General features: G+C 55.8%; 12 protein-coding genes. 1 reads left to right on the top strand and 11 read right to left on the bottom strand.

Annotated features, from left to right (window positions below):
• Window positions 1-47 precede the first annotated feature (47 nt).
• The 6 genes from ACZ5FM_RS26490 to ACZ5FM_RS26515 all read right to left on the bottom strand — a co-directional run bounded on the left by ACZ5FM_RS26490 (window position 48) and on the right by ACZ5FM_RS26515 (window position 5,240).
• Window positions 48-842, bottom strand: a complete 795-nt coding sequence (locus tag ACZ5FM_RS26490; protein WP_312949174.1) for a transporter substrate-binding domain-containing protein — start codon at window positions 840-842, stop codon at window positions 48-50.
• Window positions 843-871: 29 nt separating this feature from the next.
• Window positions 872-1,516, bottom strand: coding sequence for an amino acid ABC transporter permease (locus ACZ5FM_RS26495; RefSeq protein ID WP_275642752.1), 645 nt, complete (start codon window positions 1,514-1,516; stop codon window positions 872-874).
• Between the two features lie 3 nt (window positions 1,517-1,519).
• A complete protein-coding gene (locus ACZ5FM_RS26500; protein WP_275642753.1) occupies window positions 1,520-2,191 on the bottom strand; it encodes an amino acid ABC transporter permease in 672 nt (223 codons plus the stop codon).
• Window positions 2,192-2,214: 23 nt separating this feature from the next.
• A complete protein-coding gene (locus ACZ5FM_RS26505; RefSeq protein ID WP_275642754.1) occupies window positions 2,215-3,267 on the bottom strand; it encodes a tagatose 1,6-diphosphate aldolase in 1,053 nt (350 codons plus the stop codon).
• Window positions 3,264-4,172 (bottom strand): PfkB family carbohydrate kinase, encoded by a 909-nt coding sequence (locus tag ACZ5FM_RS26510; RefSeq protein ID WP_275642755.1) that lies wholly within the window; start codon window positions 4,170-4,172, stop codon window positions 3,264-3,266. Before ACZ5FM_RS26510 ends, ACZ5FM_RS26505 begins: the two co-directional genes overlap by 4 nt.
• A 375-nt stretch (window positions 4,173-4,547) precedes the next feature.
• Window positions 4,548-5,240, bottom strand: a complete 693-nt coding sequence (locus tag ACZ5FM_RS26515) for an aspartate/glutamate racemase family protein (RefSeq protein WP_312949169.1) — start codon at window positions 5,238-5,240, stop codon at window positions 4,548-4,550.
• Window positions 5,241-5,509: 269 nt separating this feature from the next.
• On the opposite strand from ACZ5FM_RS26515, the gene ACZ5FM_RS26520 reads away from it, so the two are divergent.
• Window positions 5,510-6,085, top strand: coding sequence for a 3'-5' exonuclease family protein (locus ACZ5FM_RS26520; protein WP_312949167.1), 576 nt, complete (start codon window positions 5,510-5,512; stop codon window positions 6,083-6,085).
• Window positions 6,086-6,190: 105 nt separating this feature from the next.
• On the opposite strand, the gene ACZ5FM_RS26525 is transcribed toward ACZ5FM_RS26520, so the two are convergent.
• The 5 genes from ACZ5FM_RS26525 to ACZ5FM_RS26545 are packed head-to-tail and all read right to left on the bottom strand — an operon-like array spanning window position 6,191 to window position 12,627.
• Entirely contained in the window at window positions 6,191-8,587 is a 2,397-nt protein-coding gene (locus ACZ5FM_RS26525; RefSeq protein WP_464041274.1) for an aldehyde dehydrogenase family protein, read from the bottom strand.
• A gap of 11 nt (window positions 8,588-8,598) precedes the next feature.
• Window positions 8,599-9,558 (bottom strand): deoxyribose-phosphate aldolase, encoded by a 960-nt coding sequence (gene deoC, locus ACZ5FM_RS26530; RefSeq protein ID WP_464041275.1) that lies wholly within the window; start codon window positions 9,556-9,558, stop codon window positions 8,599-8,601.
• 19 nt (window positions 9,559-9,577) lie between these two features.
• Window positions 9,578-10,516, bottom strand: coding sequence for a ribokinase (gene rbsK / locus ACZ5FM_RS26535; protein WP_312949161.1), 939 nt, complete (start codon window positions 10,514-10,516; stop codon window positions 9,578-9,580).
• A 25-nt stretch (window positions 10,517-10,541) separates the two neighbouring features.
• Window positions 10,542-11,624: an aldose 1-epimerase family protein gene (locus ACZ5FM_RS26540; RefSeq protein ID WP_312949159.1), complete on the bottom strand. Its 1,083-nt coding sequence runs from the start codon at window positions 11,622-11,624 to the stop codon at window positions 10,542-10,544.
• Between the two features lie 4 nt (window positions 11,625-11,628).
• Window positions 11,629-12,627 carry an ABC transporter permease gene (locus ACZ5FM_RS26545; RefSeq protein ID WP_275642761.1) on the bottom strand — a complete coding sequence of 333 codons (999 nt, stop codon included), beginning with the start codon at window positions 12,625-12,627 and terminating at the stop codon, window positions 11,629-11,631.
• Window positions 12,628-12,638 lie beyond the last annotated feature (11 nt).

Raw genomic sequence — 12,638 nt, forward strand, 5'->3', positions numbered from 1 at the left:
ATGTGAGATGGACGGCGGCCTTTGTGCCCGCCGCCGTCCTGCAAGAATTAGAAGCGCGGAACGTTTTCGTTGATGATGCCAAGCCACTCCTTCTGTGCAGCCTGGATTGCACCGGAGTTCCACAGCAACATGATCTCGGTGTTCAGCCACTGGTGCAGATCAAAGTCACCGCGGCGTACGCCAATGCCCATTGGCGACTGGCGAACGGCGAATTTGCGCTGGAACTGATCAGTCTGTGCATTGATGGCGTTTGCGGCCGCAACACCTGACACAATGGCATCGACCTGGCCGGAAAACAGGGCCTGATTGGTGGCGGCATCATCATCGAAGCGCTGGATGTTGGTGCCTTCGACGGCCTTTTCAGTAAGGATCGTGTCGTTGGTGGTTGAGCGTGTCACGCCTACGCGTTTGCCAACAAGGTCTTCAAGCGTCTTGAAGTCGGAACTGGCAGGGGCGATCACCATCTGTTCATCCACATAGATGGCATTGGTGTACATGATCGCCTTTGCGCGTTCAGAGGTGATGCCGAGTGAAGAGATCACAATATCGACCTTGCCGGTGGTCAGGTTTGGAATACGCGCCTGCGATACCTGGTCGACGACCTCAAGCTCCACGCCCAGATCTTTGGCAATCAGATTGGCAATTGCCACGTCGAAGCCTGAAGGCTTCATCGATTGATCGGTCATGCCATAGGGTGGCGTCGACAGCGAAATGCCGACAATGATTTTGCCGCGCTGGATGATGGTATCCAGTGTGTTGCCTGCCTGCTGGGCCATAGCCGCAGACGACGCGAGCACCAGCGCAGTTGCGCCTATTACAATACTTCTGAATGTCTTTTTCATTACGGTCCTCCTCCGTTGAAAGTTGATTGTCAGGTGGCAAGCCGGCGCTCGAGGCGACGACTGAATAGGGAAAGCGGAAAGCAGACGAGGAAATACAACAGCGCGGCTGTCAGATAGACCTCGAGTGGCTTGAAGGTGGCATTGCTGACGATCTGGGCCGTGCGGGTCAGTTCGGTAAAACCCACAATCGATGTCAGCGAGGTGTTCTTGATCAGCTGGACAAAGAAACCGACGGTTGGTGGCGTCGCAATGCGGATCGCCTGCGGCACGATAATGTAATACATCGAATGGGTACGGCTGAGACCAAGAGCGTGAGCCCCTTCGCGTTGACCTGCTGGCACCGATTGAATGGCGCCACGCCAGATATCACCCAGAAACGCAGCGGCATAAAAAGAGAACGCAACGGCGATGGCCATCAGCGGGTTGGTCGCAAGCCCCAGATAGGCGGCGCCGAAATACGCGATGAACAGTGTCACCAGCAGCGGCGTACCCTGCATCACAAAGATATAGAATTGCGCCGCACGGCTGATGAAGCTGTTTGACGACACGCGCATCAACGTCAGAACTGCGCCTGCGATTGAACCACCGACAAGGGCAACTGCTGCAAGAAACACAGTCCAGCCGAGGCCTTCGATCATGAACTGTACATGTGTGAGACTATATTGCTGGAACATGGCTCAGCGTCCCAAAAACTTGAAGGGAAAGAGCACGCGCTCAAGGATTGTCATCGATCCCTTGAGGGCCGCGACAAGTGCCACGTAAATGACAGCGATAACCATGTAGATCTCCATATTGCGCATTGTCAGGCCCTGAATGTCGTTGCCGGTTCCAGTTAGTTCGGGCACTGAAATGGCCGAAACCACGCTGGAGGACAGGAGAAGCAGAATGAACTGCGCAACTAGCGACGGAAAAACGGCGGCAATTGCCGGCTTCATGCTGATGTGGCGAAAAATCAGATACGGCGACATGCCAAGCGCACGTCCCGCTTCGATCTGGCCCTTTGGAATGCCCTGGATGCCAGCACGTACGATCTCGCTGCAATAGGCGCCACCATAGATCGACATGGCAAGAATTGCCGCTGCCATCGGTGATAAACGAAGCCCGAGCGCCGGCAGTCCAAAATAAATCAGGAAGACCTGTACAATGAAGGGCGTATTGCGAATTGCCTCGACGTAGCCAAGCACTGGTAGTCTGATGAGGCGGTTCGGGCTTAACGTCAGAACCGCCGCGACAATAGCGATGACAAGCGCAAACGACATCGCGATGAGGGAAATCTGCGCTGTCAGCAGGACCCCCTTTATCAGAAGGTCGCTACGCGACAGGACACCTGAGAAATCGAGATAGTTCACGCTTGTTCTCTTTGCTGCAAGGTTCAGGAGTGAACGGCCGAGGCCGAACGGATGAACTGTGAGTATTGCGGGGCGAAGGCTTCCCCGGCCGGTTCCATCGTGATCGTGCCGCTGGTGCTGGCATGATCCTGCCAAGGCGTTGCCATCTGGTCGGTCAGGCTGTTCAGACGGTCCATGAAACCCGGTGCCTCATTGGCAAGCGCCTTTTCCATTACCGGCAGGTCAGGAAAATGTGAGAACGCCTGTGACCATATTGCGCGGCCAGCCAGATAACCATTGGCACCTGCACGATAGGCGTAGGTCAACAGTCGCAAGAAGTCTTCCGGTGTCGACCCGGCGCTCAGCAGCACCCATGGACGACCGATCCCTGCTGCCATCTTGTCAAACCGGGCCTGGATCATGGCGGCATCCTTGCCGTCAGGGTCTGGCACGTCAGTTGTTTCGGTTGGCGGTTCGAGCTTGTAAACATCAACGCCATCAGGGTTCATGATCTCCTTGTCGGCAAGAGACTTCAACACCAGCTCAACACGTCTGGCGGCAAAGGCTTCCGGGGTTTCATCCGGGAACGGATAAACCAGGAACTCGAGAATGAAGGGAATGTCGTTGTCGCGGCAATCCTTCTTGACGCTATCAAGATAGGCAAGCTGATGTGCCTTCACATCCGCGCTGACATCCTCACGGAACCAGAGATTGACCTTGACGCCATCGCCGCCGACCTTGCGAATGACGGATGGGTCCCAACCCGGGATGTTTTCCGACTTGCGACCGGTCGGGGTTACTTCCCAAGTCGCCCATTCCGTCGCAACCAACAGGCCCTTGCGGGGTGAAATACCGTCAACAGCCGAGGCATAACCCAGTGGCGGATCAATCAGAACCGCAGAGGCCTTGGGAGCCAGATATTTGCCGAGCAGCCGTTTGACGGCAGAAACGTCCTCATAAGGTGCATGGTCAAGTTTACGAGCGGCCTTGATCGGATTGACGATCGGACCTGTCTGGTCCATTGCCAGCATCTTGAAACGACCATTGTCGTCTGCGAGGCGGCGAAGGCCCCAGAGTTTGCCTGGTGTGATGTTCATGCATTGCTCCCGTTCAACAAAAGCTCGACGGCTGCGCGGTCCGGGATACTTTCCCAACCACTGCCTCGAGCACATTTCAATGCAGCTGATGCGCCTGCAAAGCGCGCGGCCTGCTCAACATCCATTCCTTCGGCCAAGCCAAGCGTGTAGGCGCCATGGAATATGTCACCGGCACCATTGGTATCGACCGCCACCACCGGAAAGGCTGGCACGTTGCGTATTTCCTGACCATCCAGCCAGAAGAAACCCCGCTCCCCGTCGGTAACGGCCACGACACCACGGCAAAGCGAACGCGCATCTCGAAGGCCATTTTCGACATCATCTCTACCGGTCAACCGTGCGAGACAGGCGGCGGAAAAGACAATGTGGTCAGGGAGTTGAAGCAGTTGGTTGACCGCATTCATGTCGCCGACATCGGCATCAAGAACAGTAACGATCCCACGCTCACGCGCTGCCCTGAAAATGGTGGCGGCACCTTCCCACCAGCTATAGTCGGCAAGAACGCCATCAACACCATCAAGTCTTTCAAGTGGCAACCAGTCGGCATCGTCTCCCAGATCGCGACCGATAAAACCGAACGCCATGCGGTCACCATCGGGGGAGACAAGGATCGTACCTATTGGACTAATCCCGCCTTCCACTCTGCGCACGGAGCCTGTATCCACGCCGATCTGTGCCAGACGAGCAAGGATCTGGTCACCTGTTTCATCGCGACCAAGGCGGCCAAGATAGACAGTGTCAGCACCCAGTGAGGCCGTTGTATAGGCCGCGGTTGCCGCTATGCCGCCGCCTGTTTTTCGAACGTCCAATGCCCGGATTTTCGTTGGCTGCGTGGGCAACGAAGGCAGATAAACGATCGTATCGAGAAACGCGTTGCCGAGATGTACGATCCGCTTTCTTGCCATCACTTCTTTCCTGCGTCTGGTCATTATCGCTGCAAGACACGGGGAAACAGTCCGTGTCACGACGTGACACGACCAACAGTCGAAAGGTAGCTAAAGCCTCCCGGTCTGGCCCTCCCCGAGCCTCAACCTGTGGCGACCATAGGCAGGCAACAACATGTTGTCAATTTAATTTACATGCACGAACTGGAAAAACATGCTGATACTGAAAAGCAGGTTGAATGGCGAGGAATGTCGGTGATGAAATAGAAGTCCGCGAACCGCTCCTGCGGCCCGTATGGCCTCACGAGTGTTGGTGGATGTCGTTCTGGAGCTAACGGCTCTTTACAAAGAATGCCAACTGGCAGACGACGTCGTTTGATCCGTCAAAGGGTTTCGTCAGCTCGCAAGGGCCATATCAATTGCCGCTTCGCAATGGATCAATGTGGTGTCGAAAACCTCCACGGAGACATTATCCTGATTGAGCAACATGCCGATTTCGGTGCAGCCTAGGATCATGCAGTCGGCGCCCGTATCGACGATGCGCTGGGCGATTTGCTCGTATGTGGAACGGCTGTCATCCGTGGTGATGTCCTTGCACAGTTCTTCATATATGATGTGATGAACAACTGCGCGGTCATCAGCATCAGGCAGAACCGGATCGAGCCCGGCTTCGATCAACCGCCCCGTGTAGAAGCTTTGCTCCATGGTGAATGCCGTTGCCATGAGGCCGGGTCTATGGAGACCTGCTTTGCTAATGCGGCCAGCGGTGGCATCTGCGATATGCAGCAAGGGAATGCCGACGCCGCTCATCATCTGATCGGCAAGTTTATGCATGGTGTTGGTCGCGAGAATGATAAAATCTGCGCCGCCACGTTCCAGTGCCTTGGCCTCGGCATTCAAAATCTGCCCGGCTTCTTCCCACTTGCCAGCGCTTTGTAATGTCTCAATTTTTGCGAAATCAAGCGAGCGGATCAAAAGTTCAGGGGAATGAAGACCGCCAAGGCGCTGCCTCGTGATTTCGCAGAGCTTGCGGTAGTAGGTTTGTGTCGACGCGGCGGACATGCCGCCCAAAATACCAATAAGTTTCATTGCGCCATTATCCGTCCAGAGGCTTGTAATCTGCCCAGCCTGAAACTGGGCGGTTTGTCGAGACCTGCGTTGTTTTAACATCAGATGAACCATGCGGTAGATGGCAATGTCAGGGATTTTGCATGTCGTGCCCGATATCCGAGAGGTCAGAGTGTTCTTCCTTGTGAAAGATCATCGGCTTTCGGCGCCGAAAATCCATCATGACAGTTGAATTTTCACATGCTTAGATCGCTTAGGCGACATCGTCGTTACGACACAAGGAGCTTGCTGTGGCTTACATCTACATCGTGACGGATTGCGAATTTGACGGTCCCATACCGGGACTGAATTCGATGCTTTCTTTCGGATCTGTCGGGGTTCCCGAAACTGGTAAGATTCTTGGCGAGTTTGAAGGTGTTCTGCAACGCCTCGATGGTGCAGGGAGTGACCCGGCTGTAATGGATTTCTGGAAGCGGTTTCCTGGGGCATATGCGGCGGCCACAGAAAATGCGCAGCCACCGGATGTCGTCATTAAAGGCTTTGTCAATTGGATCAGGTCGCTTGGACACCGTCCGATCTTTGCAGCGCATCCGGTTTCTCTCGATGGGCCGTGGTTTGACTATTATCTGAAACGGTTTACCGGCAGGCCATTGCTGGAAGGGCCTTGGGTGGAGGACCGGTTATTTCGCTATGCACCACTTTGCATCATGTCGATGGTCGCCGGAAAAACCGGACGTGAGCACTGGAACTGCGATGTCAAAAAATATCCGGCTGAATGGCTCGGGTCGGTCGAGCATACCCATCGTGCAATAGATGACGCACGTGGTTACGCCAATCTGTTGCGCTTCTTGATCAGAGACCGTTGATACGGTCCTGCCGTATCTGGCGAGGTTGCTTTGGTCAAAGATGTCACGGGGTTCGGTAAACCCCGTGACTGATCTTATCTTGATTGGCCCTGAAGTTGGATCGCGTCAGGCGCCGTAAGGCACCCAGATGTTTTTCACCTGAATGGCCCTGCGCAGATAATCGCGCCCCTGCGCCTCGGATCGGTTCAGCCAATCGGGCTGGCGGCCGTTATTGACCCAGGTTGCTTTCAGGTTTCCGGCAGATGCCTTTTCAACCATCGCGCTTCCCTTGTCCGAGCCGAAGTACCAGACAGCAGCTACCTCATCATGTTCAGCCAATGTCTTGGCGAGCACATCACGTTCACCGGTCACGATGTTGATGACACCACCGGGCACATCCGATGTGTCCAGCACCTGATAAAAGTCACCGGCAATCAGTGGATGTCGTGATGACGGGATGACTACGACGCGGTTACCCATGGCGATCGCTGGCAGGACCAGCGACACCAGAGACAGAAGCGGCGCTTCGTCCGGGCACACGACGCCGACAATGCCCCATGGTTCATTCATGGCAAGCGTGACATGGCGAGTTTTGGTCGAATGCACCGCGCCATCAAATTTGTCGGCCTGTGCTGCGTAATAGGAAATTCGACGCAGGGATGCCTCGAACTCCTCTGTCGCCTTCTTCTCGCTCACGCCGGTGCTTTCGATGATACGCGCGACGAATTCGTCGCGCCGTGCATCGAGGTTTTCGGCGAGATAATAAAGCACCTGTGCACGGTTATGGGCTGTTGCGGAGCTCCAGCTTGTTGCCTTGGATGCTGCTTCCACGGCATTGCGGATATCCTTGCGGTTGCCAATGCCAGCCATGCCGATTACGGCGTTGCCTTTGCCTGTCACAGAGTAGCTGTAGCCACCGTCGGGACGCGCCTGTTTACCGCCGATATAGTTTTTCATGGTCCGGTCGAGACCATCGACCGCCATCTTGCTGTCTCCTGACGGCAAGGCCGACGGGGTGAAGGTTTCAAGGGCCTTGGCGACCGGAAGGCTCTTTTCCCAATCGGCAGCCAGATATTCATAAAGGCCTTCGCGCGCACCTTCGCGGCCAAAACCGCTTTCACGGTACCCGCCGAAGCCGGCACCGGCATCAAGCATGTTGGTGCAGTTGATCCACACCACGCCAGCCTTGACGCGTGCCGCCAGATCAAGCGCCACATTGATGTTTTCCGACCAGATCGATGCGGCCAGGCCGTAGCGGGTGTTGTTGGCCAGTACTGCGGCTTCGTCCGGGGTACGGAACGTGAAGGCAGCGGCAATTGGACCAAAGATTTCCACCTGGCAAACGGTAGAGGCCTGATCAACTTCGGTGAAGAAGCCGGGGGCGATATAATTGCCCTTTGCTGGCAACGGGTTCTTGCTTTGCCAGAGTTCGCCACCTTCATCCACGCCCTTGCGAACCAGATCGGTGATGCGCTTTACCTGCGTGGCGGAAACAATGGCGCCGACATCGGTCGACTTATCGAGCGGATCACCAACGCGCAGTGTTTCCAACCGCTTTTTCAGGCGAGCGTAAAACGTCTCGGCAAGACCTTCCTGCACCAGCAGGCGGGAACCCGCGCAGCAGACCTCACCCTGATTGAACCAGATGGCATCAACCACACCTTCAACGGCAGCATCCAGATCAGCATCTTCGAAGACGATGAACGGTGATTTACCGCCCAGTTCCAGCGAGAGTTTCTTGCCCGAACCGGCAATCTGCTCTCTGATCACACGACCAACCTGCGTTGAACCGGTAAACGCGACCTTGTCGATACCGTCATGGCCACAGACGGCTGCACCCGTCGAGCCATCACCCTGGATGATGTTGACGACACCTGCTGGTAGACCAACCTCATGGCAGATTTCTGCAAAAGCAATGGCTGTTAGCGGTGTCAGATCAGCGGGCTTCAGCACCACGGTATTGCCGGCGGCCAGTGCTGGTGCGATCTTCCATGCCAGCATCAACAGCGGGAAATTCCACGGAATGACTTGACCGCAAACGCCAACGGGCGAAAAGCCACGGAACTCGTCTTCCACCATCTCAGCCCAACCGGCATGGTGGTAGAAATGACGGGCAACGAGAGGAATATCGATATCGCGAGTTTCGCGAACCGGCTTGCCGTTGTCCATGGTTTCGAGAACCGACAGGAAACGCTCACGCTTCTGGACGTGACGCGCAATGGCATAGAGATAACGGGCACGTTCATGGCCGGATAGTTTCGACCATTTTCCGAATGCGGCACGGGCTGCCTTGACCGCCAGATCGACGTCATCCTCATTGCCGCAAACGATTTGCGCCAGGCTTTCGCCGTTCGCGGGGTTTGATACGGCAATGGTTTTGCGGCCTTCCGGAGTTACGAAACGGCCGTTGATGTAGTGACCGAATGAGCGTCCGTGTTTATCGAGCCACTGCTTCACATCGCCATTCGCCTCGGGGGAAGGTCCATATTCCATGGTTTGCAAAATGTCCTTAATGGATACCATTTTTTCAGTCCTTATGCGGCAGCGTGGTGATGAGCGCTGGAGTAGCGGCCGGTTACGAAATGTTCGAGCTGCCGCTCGATATCGCCAAGCATCGAGCTGGCACCGATGCGGAACAGGTCAGGTTCCAGCCAGCGATTGCCCAATTCTTCTTTCATCAGGGTGAGCCAGGACAGCGCGTCCTTTGCAGTTTTCAAGCCGCCGGCAGGTTTGAAGCCAACAATCTGGCCTGTCAGTTCGCCGTAGTCGCGCAGAGCACGCACCATGGTCAGGCTAACCGGCAGCGTAGCATTTACTTCCTCTTTGCCGGTCGAAGTTTTGATGAAGTCGGAACCCGCCTGCATCGCTACCATCGAGGCACGATAAACATTGGTCAGCGTGTTGAGGTCACCCGTTGCCAGAATGGCCTTCATATGGGCATCCCCGCAGGCTTCGCGCATCGCGGCGATCTCGTCATAAAGTCCAGTCCAGTTCTGCGTCAGAACGAATTCACGAGTAATGACGATATCGATCTCTTTCGCGCCCTGGTCGACGGCATAACGAATTTCCGCCAGTCGCTGTGGAAGCGGTGTCAGACCAGATGGAAAACCTGTTGCGACAGACGCAACCGGAATTTTCGTTCCTTCCAGTGCCTTCACGGCGTGCGCGACCATTGTCGGGTACACGCACACTGCGCCGGTGGTGATGCCGGCATCGGCAAGACCAAGCGCCTCCAGAATGTCGTCGCGGACCGGGCGGCGCGCCTTGGCGCAAAGGCGGCGGACGCGCCCGGCCGTGTCATCGCCCGACAATGTTGTCAGGTCGATGCAGGTGATGGCCTTGATCTGCCATGCGACCTGATATTCCTTTTTGATCGAGCGCCGCGCGGTGATTGTTGATGCCCGCCGCTCGGAGGCACTGCGATTGACAGTCACATCCTCAAACCATTCCGGCTTGAGGGGTGTGCCATTGTTTCGTGGGAAGTTTTCGCTCATTTTCTGTCCATTCTTGAGATCAGGCGCTAACGGCAGCATGTTCGCGGCAAAATGCCTCGAACTCTTCGACGCTGGCGTAGGCCTTCTGTGTTCCGGGACGGGTGATGGAGTGGGCCGCGTAAAGCGACGCCTTTTTTAAGGAAGAAACGACGTCGCCAGTTTCTGCGTAGAACCGGGCAAAGGAACCGATAAAGGCGTCGCCTGCCCCGGTAGTATCTTTTGGCGTGACTTTAACCGGGGCGATGTTGACGATTTCCGTTGCGGTAATCATGCGCGCGCCGCGTCCACCCAGCGTCACGATGACGGTGCGAATACCTCGTGCGATCAGTGAACGGGCAGCCGTGACAATGTCATCATCGGTATCGGTTGGCAGACCGGACAGCAGCGCCAGTTCGCTTTCGTTCGGGACAAGGAAGGTGACCTGACGGATACGTTCCGGGTCGAGATCGGCTGCCGCCGGGGCCGGGTTGAGAATGGTCTCAATACCGTTTTTGGCTGCAAGCTCTATCGTGTGATAGACAGTTTCAACCGGCACTTCCATCTGCATCAGAATGAGGCCGCATTGTTTGAGATCGGACGCTGCCTTGTCGACTTCCGCAGGCAGAAGATCGGCATTGGCGCCCTTGACGATCAGGATCGAGTTCTCGCCCGATTGCTCTACAAAAATCGGTGCGACGCCGCTGGAGCGGCCAGCAATCTTTTCCACATGGCGGGTATCAACGCCAAAGCTTTTCAGATTGCGAATGGTGTTGTCGGCAAAAACATCATCACCAACCCGCGTCACCATCATCACATCGGCACCGAGGCGTGCCGCTGCAACGGCCTGGTTGGCACCTTTGCCGCCGCAACCCATTTCGAATGTTGGTGCTTCTAACGTTTCACCCGGTCCCGGCATGCGGTCCACATAGGTGATGAGGTCGACCATGTTGGAGCCAACGACCCCGATTTTCTTGCTCATGATGAACTTCCCTGAATATGCTGTTTCAAAGAGTGCCGATCCTGACGCCGAACTGCTCGGCGGCGGCACGGTCGAGATAACCGAGCCGCACCGGAAAGACCTTGCGTTCGCCCGGAGAAAGGATTTGCACGTTGTTTTTGGCTTCTTCCGCCAGATAACCCTCGGGTTCGCAGGTCGAGGGCAAAGCAAAAGCAGCGACTTGCGAATCTCCGTTCACCAATATCCAGCGCACTGTTTTGGGGAAGGCGGCCAGTGAATAGGAGATGCCGAAGCCGTCACCCTCGTTTCGCTGCATCATCAGATGCGTCTTTCCATCGCCATCTTGCGGCAGGCCATTGATGTAGAACACCTGTTCGGGATCATATCGCTGTGGTTCATCCAGCACTTCCATGGCGGATGGCTTTTTTGCCAGCGTGTCCAGAAGTGACAGATAATCGGGGTTGGGTGTAACGTGGCCGGGCACGGCTGTGCGCACCCTCACCTGTTCCGGCGTATAAGCCACCGGCTGAACGATACGTGCGCCCTTGGCATACGCGAAGTTCACATGGCACATATACATCAGATCCATGGGTGCCGATGACAGGTTTTCGATATCCATGACGATATCGAACAGCGTATCCTCTGCATGCAGTGTTACAGTTGGTCGCGCCAGATAATTGGCCCCGAAGCCCATGACATATTCGATTTCGCCGGTGACACGGATAAACGCGCCGCGTTCATCGTGACCGATGACGAAACCGGCCTTGTCCATGGACGCGCAGGGCATTTCGCCGTGCAGAGCGTGATTGTCCTCTGGTGATGGGCACCCGTTGCGCAACATGCCGCTGTGAAATGCAAAGCAACCATATGTCTCAACGATCGAACCAGCTGGCCGCGGCATGGCAAAACGGCTACCCATCGTCAGATCGACGCCATCAAATTCGACACTCCAGATCATCTGTCCCATGAAGGGCAGGATGACGATGCGGCCGCGACGATTTTCGATCTGTAACGCCTCGATGCCGGTGGCGTACCGAAATGTCGTGACGTTAAGCCCCTCGGCTTTGGCCAGAAGATGCGGAACCTCGGTGAAGTCCTGTCTGCGAAGATTAAATTCTGTCTCCTGCATGGGATCACCTGCCGGGGTTGCGCCATGCATTGATGGCGATGACGAGAATAAGGAAACCGCCCCAGATGAAATCGATGAGGTGGTTGGAGAACCGCATCATCTGGAAGCCTGAGGAGAGCAACATTAGGGCAACGAGCGCAATGGCGATGCCGAGAACACGGCCTTTGCCGCCAGCTGGATTGGTGCCGCCAAGAACGGCGATCAACACGGCCTGTAGGAGATAGGATGCACCGTAATCAGATTTGGCAGCATTGGTGCGTCCAGACAGAATAATACCCGCCAACGATGCCAGCACACCTGTTAGCATGTAGGAATAGAGCATCATCCGGTCTTTGCGGATGCCGGCAAATACGGCCGCACGCGGATTGGTGCCGATCAGCATGAGATTGATACCAAGCGTCGAGCGCGTCAGCAGCACAGCGACAATCAGGCAGACCACAATGAACAGGATGAAGGGCGTGGCAATGCCAAGGATCTTGCCATTGCCGATCCAGTTCCATGCGTCGGGAAAACCGACAATGGCCGGGCCACCGGTCATGACCAATGCCAGTCCCATCAGCACCTGACCGGTGCCAAGGGTTGCCAGGATCGGAGTGATGCGCAGTTTGGCAACCAGCAGGCCATTGACCAGGCCGGCCACCAGACCAACCGCCATGGCCAGCAGAATGCCAAGGCCGGTATAAAATATCATGCCCGAGGTGGAAGACTGTCCCGCCTGAACCATGGTGGAGTGGAAATAGACACCGGCAATGATGCCTGCGAGATTGGCAATGCCAACCACGGAGAGATCAATGCCGCCCGTCAGCATGGCAATCATCATGGCGATGGAGAGGATCCCCAGTTCCGGCATGATGTAGCTGATGGATTCAAAGTTGTAGTAGTTCAGGAACTTGCTGGGATTCATCCAGGTCATCAGCGCAAAAACGATGACCGTTATGACAAGAAGCTGCAGGATGTTGTTGTCGTTGCCGAGAAGCCGGCGCATGTCGAACGAATTTTTCATGATGCGCTCTC

This window comes from Agrobacterium sp. 5Ca50, from assembly GCF_055381905.1.

Excerpts from the sequence above, each read along its gene's own strand:
- ACZ5FM_RS26490 (WP_312949174.1), bottom strand. The coding sequence starts at position 842 with ATGAAAAAGACATTCAGAAGTATTGTAATAGGCGCAACTGCGCTGGTG.
- ACZ5FM_RS26495 (WP_275642752.1), bottom strand. The coding sequence starts at position 1,516 with ATGTTCCAGCAATATAGTCTCACACATGTACAGTTCATGATCGAAGGC.
- ACZ5FM_RS26505 (WP_275642754.1), bottom strand. The coding sequence starts at position 3,267 with ATGAACATCACACCAGGCAAACTCTGGGGCCTTCGCCGCCTCGCAGAC.
- ACZ5FM_RS26510 (WP_275642755.1), bottom strand. The coding sequence starts at position 4,172 with ATGGCAAGAAAGCGGATCGTACATCTCGGCAACGCGTTTCTCGATACG.
- ACZ5FM_RS26515 (WP_312949169.1), bottom strand. The coding sequence starts at position 5,240 with ATGAAACTTATTGGTATTTTGGGCGGCATGTCCGCCGCGTCGACACAA.
- ACZ5FM_RS26525 (WP_464041274.1), bottom strand. The coding sequence starts at position 8,587 with ATGGTATCCATTAAGGACATTTTGCAAACCATGGAATATGGACCTTCC.
- deoC (WP_464041275.1), bottom strand. The coding sequence starts at position 9,558 with ATGAGCGAAAACTTCCCACGAAACAATGGCACACCCCTCAAGCCGGAA.
- rbsK (WP_312949161.1), bottom strand. The coding sequence starts at position 10,516 with ATGAGCAAGAAAATCGGGGTCGTTGGCTCCAACATGGTCGACCTCATC.
- ACZ5FM_RS26540 (WP_312949159.1), bottom strand. The coding sequence starts at position 11,624 with ATGCAGGAGACAGAATTTAATCTTCGCAGACAGGACTTCACCGAGGTT.
- ACZ5FM_RS26545 (WP_275642761.1), bottom strand. The coding sequence starts at position 12,627 with ATGAAAAATTCGTTCGACATGCGCCGGCTTCTCGGCAACGACAACAAC.